At 68.3% G+C, this 6,675-nt stretch carries 6 protein-coding genes and 1 rRNA gene; all 7 read left to right on the top strand.

All coding sequences use genetic code 11. The features are described 5' to 3' along the window. Positions 1–74: ribosomal RNA gene (gene rrf, locus Q5762_RS27225) — 5S ribosomal RNA — on the top strand; the annotation flags it as partial. A 148-nt stretch (positions 75–222) separates the two neighbouring features. Next, positions 223–831, top strand: coding sequence for a CDP-alcohol phosphatidyltransferase family protein (locus Q5762_RS27220; RefSeq protein ID WP_315894878.1), 609 nt, complete (start codon positions 223–225; stop codon positions 829–831). Between the two features lie 117 nt (positions 832–948). After that, positions 949–3,444 carry a mannose-1-phosphate guanyltransferase gene (locus Q5762_RS27215; protein ID WP_315894877.1) on the top strand — a complete coding sequence of 832 codons (2,496 nt, stop codon included), beginning with the start codon at positions 949–951 and terminating at the stop codon, positions 3,442–3,444. Positions 3,445–3,545: 101 nt separating this feature from the next. Continuing rightward, complete coding sequence (locus tag Q5762_RS27210; RefSeq protein ID WP_315894876.1) at positions 3,546–4,475, top strand: DUF881 domain-containing protein; 930 nt, start codon at positions 3,546–3,548, stop codon at positions 4,473–4,475. Continuing rightward, the gene (locus tag Q5762_RS27205) at positions 4,472–4,804 is read left to right on the top strand and encodes a small basic family protein (RefSeq protein ID WP_015032176.1); all 333 of its coding nucleotides are present in this window, start codon (positions 4,472–4,474) and stop codon (positions 4,802–4,804) included. The genes Q5762_RS27210 and Q5762_RS27205 overlap by 4 nt, the downstream gene beginning before the upstream one ends. 5 nt (positions 4,805–4,809) lie before the next feature. Beyond that, positions 4,810–5,655 (top strand): DUF881 domain-containing protein, encoded by an 846-nt coding sequence (locus Q5762_RS27200; RefSeq protein ID WP_315894875.1) that lies wholly within the window; start codon positions 4,810–4,812, stop codon positions 5,653–5,655. A gap of 82 nt (positions 5,656–5,737) precedes the next feature. After that, entirely contained in the window at positions 5,738–6,655 is a 918-nt protein-coding gene (locus Q5762_RS27195) for an FHA domain-containing protein (RefSeq protein WP_315894883.1), read from the top strand. Positions 6,656–6,675: the final 20 nt, after the last annotated feature.

The following is a 6,675-nucleotide window of genomic DNA, read 5'->3' as shown; positions in this document are numbered from 1 at the left end:
ACCCGGAAGCTAAGCCTTTCAGCGCCGATGGTACTGCAGGGGGGACCCTGTGGGAGAGTAGGACGCCGCCGAACAATTTTTAGCCTCAACCCCTGGACCATGTCCGGGGGTTGAGGCATTTTTGCGTTCCAGAACAGGCGGTCGACCCCTGTGTACTCGGCCCTCGTGGCTGAGGGTAAGGTCAGGGGGCATCATTGGCACGTTCCCACAGGAGGCCCCCGGGTGGAGGTCCAGGAGACTCGCGTTCAGACGGACCGGGTCCTCACCATCCCCAACATCCTGAGCATGGCTCGCCTTGTGGGTGTGCCGCTCTTCCTGTGGCTGATTCTCCGACCTGTGTTCGGCGGTCCCAACAGCGATGGCTGGGCGCTGCTCGTACTGATGCTCAGCGGTATCAGCGACTATCTCGACGGGAAGCTCGCCCGGCGCTGGAACCAGATCAGCAGCCTCGGCCGGCTCCTCGACCCGGCCGCCGACCGGCTGTACATCGTTTCCACGCTCATCGGTCTGACCTGGCGCGAGATCCTGCCGCTCTGGCTGACCATCGCCCTTTTCGCCCGCGAGTTGATGTTGCTCGTCATGGTGGGAATCCTCCGCCGGCACGGCTATCCGCCGCCGCAGGTGAACTTCCTGGGTAAAGCTGCGACTTTCAACTTGATGTACGCGTTCCCCTTGCTACTGCTCAGTGACGGAACGGGCTGGCTTTCGTCACTCGCCGAAGTTTTCGGGTGGGCCTTCGCCGGATGGGGTACAACTCTGTATTGGTGGGCAGGGATCCTCTACGTGGTCCAGGTCCGTCGACTCGTGAAGGCGGATACCGCGGCCGATTGAGCCCGTCTGTCCTGTGCCGTGCAGCGTCGCCGGCATGAACGAGGACGCCCCGAGGCCCACTGAGCGGACAGGTGAAGTCGGCAGGACCGTCGTCTCTTCAAGGAGGACGCTTCCGACATGAAGGCCGTCGTGATGGCCGGTGGCGAAGGAACCCGACTTCGCCCCATGACCTCGAGCATGCCCAAGCCTCTCCTGCCGGTGGCGAACCGGCCGATCATGGAGCATGTCCTGCGACTGCTCAAGCGGCACGGTCTCACCGAGACCGTCGTCACCGTGCAGTTTCTCGCCTCGCTCGTCCGGAACTACTTCGGTGACGGCGAGGAGCTCGGAATGGAGCTCACGTATGCGAACGAGGAGAAACCGCTCGGCACCGCGGGGAGTGTGAAGAACGCCGAGGAGGCGCTGAAGGACGACGCCTTCGTCGTCATCTCGGGGGACGCGCTCACCGACTTCGACCTCACCGATCTCATCGCCTTCCACAAGGAGAAAGGCGCCCTGGTCACCGTCTGTCTGACCCGGGTGCCGAATCCGCTGGAATTCGGCATCACGATCGTGGACGAAGAGGGCAAGGTCGAGCGGTTCCTGGAGAAGCCGACCTGGGGACAGGTCTTCTCGGACACCGTGAACACGGGCATCTATGTGATGGAGCCCGAGGTCTTCGACTATGTCCAGGCAGATGTTTCGGTGGACTGGTCGGGTGATGTCTTTCCTCAGCTCATGAAGGAAGGCAAGCCGATCTACGGCTATGTGGCCGAGGGCTACTGGGAGGACGTCGGCACCCATGAGAGCTACGTCAAGGCGCAGGCGGACGTGCTCGAAGGAAAGGTCCAGGTCGAGCTCGACGGGTTCGAAATCTCGCCCGGCGTGTGGGTTGCGGAAGGCGCCGAGGTCCACCCCGACGCGGTGCTGCGCGGGCCGCTGTACATCGGGGACTACGCCAAGGTCGAGGCCGGGGCGGAGGTGCGGGAGCACACCGTCATCGGGTCGAACGTCGTCGTCAAGAGCGGTGCGTTCCTCCACAAGGCCGTCATCCACGACAACGTCTACATCGGCCAGCAGAGCAATCTCCGTGGCTGTGTCATCGGCAAGAACACCGACGTCATGCGGGCGGCCCGGATCGAGGACGGGGCCGTCATCGGGGACGAGTGCCTGATCGGTGAGGAATCGATCGTTCAGGGGAACGTTCGGGTCTACCCCTTCAAGACGATCGAGGCGGGCGCCTTCGTCAACACCTCCGTCATCTGGGAGTCGCGCGGGCAGGCGCACCTCTTCGGGGCGCGGGGGGTCTCCGGGATTCTCAATGTGGAGATCACGCCCGAGCTGGCCGTGCGGCTGGCGGGCGCGTACGCCACGACGCTGAAGAAGGGGGCGACGGTCACCACCGCGCGTGACCACTCCCGGGGTGCCCGTGCGCTGAAGCGGGCCGTGATCTCGGCGCTGCAGGCCAGTGCCATCGACGTACGGGACCTGGAGAACGTACCGCTGCCGGTCGCGCGTCAGCAGACCGCCCGGGGAAGCGCGGGCGGGATCATGCTGCGTACCTCGCCGGGTGTGCCGGACTCCGTGGACATCATGTTCTTCGACGAGCGGGGAGCGGACCTCTCGCAGGCCGGGCAGCGCAAGCTGGACCGGGTCTTCGCACGTCAGGAGTACCGGCGGGCGTTCCCTGGCGAGATCGGCGACCTGTCCTTCCCGGCGAGCGTGTTCGACTCGTACACCGGCTCGCTGCTGCGGAACGTCGACACCTCGGGGATTGCCGAGGCCGGGCTGAAGGTTGTCGTGGACGCGTCCAACGGCAGTGCGGGGCTCGTTCTGCCGAGCCTTCTCGGCCGGCTGCAGGTGGACTCGTTGGTCATCAACCCGGGGCTCGACGAGTCGCGGCCGACCGAGTCGGTGGAGACGCGGCGGGCCGGGCTCGTGCGGCTCGGGGAGATCGTCGCCTCGGCGCGGGCCGCGTTCGGGGTGCGGTTCGACCCGGTGGGCGAGCGGCTGTCGCTGGTCGACGAGCGGGGCCGGATCATCGAGGACGACCGCTCGCTGCTCGTCATGCTCGACCTGGTGGCGGCCGAGCGGCGTTCGGGCCGGGTGGCGCTGCCCGTCACGACCACGCGGATCGCCGAGCAGGTCGCCGCGTACCACGGCACGCAGGTGGAGTGGACGACGACCTCGCCGGACGATCTGACCAGGGTCGGCCGGGAGGATTCCACGATCTTCGGCGGTGACGGTCGTGGCGGGTTCATCATTCCGGAGTTCAGCTCGGTTTTCGACGGCGCTGCCGCGTTCGTACGGCTCATCGGTCTGGTGGCGCGGACCCAGCTCACATTGAGCCAGATCGACGCCCGTATCCCGCGGGCGCACGTCCTGAAGAGGGACGTCGCGACGCCGTGGGCCGTGAAGGGGCTCGTGATGCGGCGGGTGGTGGAGGCGGCCGGCGAGCGGTCCGTGGACACCACCGACGGCGTCCGGGTCGTGGAGGCGGACGGGCGGTGGGTGATGGTGCTGCCCGACCCGGCCGAGGCCGTCACCCACCTGTGGGCCGAGGGGCCCGACGACACCTCCGCCCAGGCACTGCTCGACGAGTGGGCGAACGTGGTCGACAGCGCAGGTCACTGAACCCATGGGACGGGTGAGCCGGGTGGTGTCCGTCGGACGCCGCCCGGCGCACCGGTGGGGCCATTCGGCGGTAGCACCCCCGACGTGCGACGATGTGCGGCATGTCGCCGCAGCACCCCGTTCGGAGCACCGGAACACCGCCCCCGCGTCCGGACGCGTCCATGTCGCTGCTGAACAACGTCATGGACCACGCGCTCGACGACGGCTACGCCGAGGCTTCGGCCCGGCGCGCCGCCGAGGGCGGCGGACTTCCCCGTACGCTCCGGGCCAAGCTCGGCCTCGCGGCGGGCCTTGTCCTGGCGGCCGCCTTGGTGACCGTGGGCGCGGCCGAGGCGCGGATCTCCGCGCCGGTCGTCGCCAAGGAGCGGCAGGAGCTCATCGACCGGATCGAGACGGAGACCTCCACGGCCGACAGGCTGGAGGAGGACATCGAGAAGATCCGCGCCGAGGTCGGCGAGCGGCAGCGCAAGGCGCTCGAACAGCACGGCGGTGACCAGGCCGAGCTGGTGGCGCTGCTCTCCGGCGCGACGCCGGTGCGCGGTCCTGGGGTGAAGCTCGTGGTGGACGACGCGAAGGGCACCGAGAACGGCGGTGGGGGGCCTCGCGAGAGCAGCGGGTTCTCGGACACCGGGCGGGTCCGCGACCGTGACATGCAGCGGGTCGTCAACGGGCTGTGGGAGTCGGGTGCCGAGGCGGTCTCGATCAACGGGCAGCGGTTGACGTCGCTGTCCGCGATCCGGGCGGCGGGCGACGCCATACTGGTCGACAACAAGCCGCTCGTGCCGCCGTACACGGTGCTCGCGGTGGGGGACGGGAAGCGGTTGAGCACTGCCTTCCAGGACAGCGCCGACGGACAGTATCTGTACGCGCTGCAGGAGAACTTCGGGATCCGCACCAGCATCTCGGCCGAGGCCGAGGTGCGGCTGCCGGCCGCGCCGAGCCTGATCGTACGTACAGCAGTGCCGAGGGGAGCCGGGGCGGCCGACGCCACCGGGCAGACCACGGCCGACACAGGGAAGGGCACATCTTGATCGCCGTACTGGGCCTGATCGTGGGAGTCGTGGTCGGACTGTTGGTCCGTCCCGAGGTTCCGGCGGTGGTCGAGCCCTATCTTCCGATCGCCGTGGTCGCCGCCCTCGACGCGGTCTTCGGCGGCCTGCGGGCCATGCTCGACGGGATCTTCGTCGACAAGGTCTTCGTGGTCTCCTTCCTGTCGAACGTGGTGGTGGCGGCCCTGATCGTCTTCCTCGGCGACAAGCTCGGCGTCGGCGCGCAGCTGTCGACGGGTGTGGTCGTCGTGCTCGGCATCCGGATCTTCTCCAACGCGGCCGCCATCCGGCGGCACGTCTTCCGGGCGTGACACCGATGAGCGACGACCTGACGCCGGGAACCCCGGAGAACGCGGACAACGCGGACAACGCGAACGGCTCGAACGGCTCCAGCGACGACCGGGTGGCCTCCGTGACGCCCCCCGCCGCGCCCGAGAAGCAGCTGACCGGGCGGCAGCGGCTGGCCGCCGGGCTGTGGCCGCCGCGGGTGAGCAGGGCCCAACTCATCGTCGCCCTGCTGCTGTTCGTGCTCGGTCTCGGGCTCGCCATCCAGGTCCGGTCCACCAGCGACAACAGCGCGCTGCGCGGGGCACGCCAGGAGGACCTGGTCCGCATCCTCGACGAGCTCGACGACCGCACGCAGCGACTGGAGGACGAGAAGTCGCGCCTGGAGACCCAGCGATCGGAACTCGAGTCCAGCTCGGACCAGGCCGAGGAGGCGCGGAAGCAGACCCAGGAGAAGGAGCGCCAGCTCGGCATCCTGGCCGGAACCGTCGCTGCGGAGGGGCCCGGGATCACGCTGACCGTCCGCGGGGCCGCGGCCGCGGTCGAGTCGGACATGCTGCTCGACGCGATCCAGGAGCTGCGCGCCGCCGGCGCCGAGGCGATCCAGATCAACGACGTACGGGTCGTCGCTGACAGCTACTTCACAGGAAGTGGCGGTGAGATAGAGATCGATGGAACGAAGGTGACCGCTCCGTACGTCTTCAAGGTCATCGGCAAGCCCGAGGATCTCGAGCCCGCGCTCAACATCCCCGGTGGAGTCGTGCAGACGCTGGAGAAGGAGCAGGCCACCGCGACCGTGGCCCGGTCCCAGAAGATCGTCGTGGATGCCTTGCGACCTGCGAAGCGGCCTGACTACGCTCAGTCGTCCTCCCGGTGAGGCGGGGGCGTATGGCAGCCGCGCGACAAGCGGAAGGCGTTGCGGGGGGTCGCCGCACCACAAGTGTGGTGCGTGGTGGAAACTGTCGGGTGGATACGGACGTTGTGAGGATGTCCGGGTCGGCAGGTGTGTTCATTCAGGGTTCGTCCTGCCCCACGGGCGGGTCTGTTTCGGTCAAGGGGAATCGCCCGTGAGTTTTTTTGCGAAGTTGTTCGGCAAGAGCGCACGCGAGGACGGCGGCAACGCCAAGCACCGCGCGCCGCGCCACGCCCAGAGCGAGGAGCAGGGTGGCGAACGCCCGCTCTTCCGTGACGAGCTCGACGGCCAGGGCGCGTCGTCTGTTGACCCTGCCGGTGCCGGGCGCATAGGTTTCGGAGAGCCATCAACCTCAGGTACGGGTGGAGGGTTCACCCCCGATCCGTACGCGACCCAGACCTCCGCGGGTCAGCCGAGGCAGGAGGACGCGTCCATGCCGGTGTGTACGAGGTGCGGTCACCGCAATGCCGCGGACAGCCGATTCTGCTCCCACTGCGGCACGCCGCTGCGGGGCGGGGCGAGCGTGGAGCGCCCGTCCGAGACGACGTCGACGATCTCGATCTCCGGCCTTGAGGCGTACGACGCCGAGGTCACCGGTCAGACCCAGCTGCCGTCCCTCTCGCCCGAGGCGCAGGCGGCCGTCGAGGCGCTGCCGGCCGGATCGGCACTCCTCGTGGTGCGCCGTGGGCCGAACTCGGGCAGCCGCTTCCTGCTGGACAGCGAGCTGACCACGGCCGGCCGTCACCCGCAGAGCGACATCTTCCTCGACGACGTCACCGTGTCGCGGCGCCACGTGGAGTTCCGCCGGGCGCAGGACGGCAGCTTCACCGTCGCCGATGTCGGCAGCCTCAACGGCACGTACGTCAACCGTGAGCCGATCGACTCGGTCGTGCTGTCCGCGGGTGACGAGGTGCAGATCGGCAAGTACCGGCTGGTCTTCTACTCGAGCCAGCGAGGCGTGTGACGCCTCGGGGCAGTCTTCAG

It is taken from the genome of Streptomyces sp. P9(2023), assembly GCF_032436795.1.
In the GTDB taxonomy this organism is placed as follows: Bacteria; Actinomycetota; Actinomycetes; order Streptomycetales; family Streptomycetaceae; genus Streptomyces.
This window is presented reverse-complemented; position numbering and strand designations above follow the sequence as displayed.

Bases quoted from the DNA above. Each gene is read 5' to 3' on its own strand.
- Q5762_RS27215 (WP_315894877.1), top strand. From the start codon at position 949: ATGAAGGCCGTCGTGATGGCCGGTGGCGAAGGAACCCGACTTCGCCCC.
- Q5762_RS27210 (WP_315894876.1), top strand. From the start codon at position 3,546: ATGTCGCCGCAGCACCCCGTTCGGAGCACCGGAACACCGCCCCCGCGT.
- Q5762_RS27200 (WP_315894875.1), top strand. From the start codon at position 4,810: ATGAGCGACGACCTGACGCCGGGAACCCCGGAGAACGCGGACAACGCG.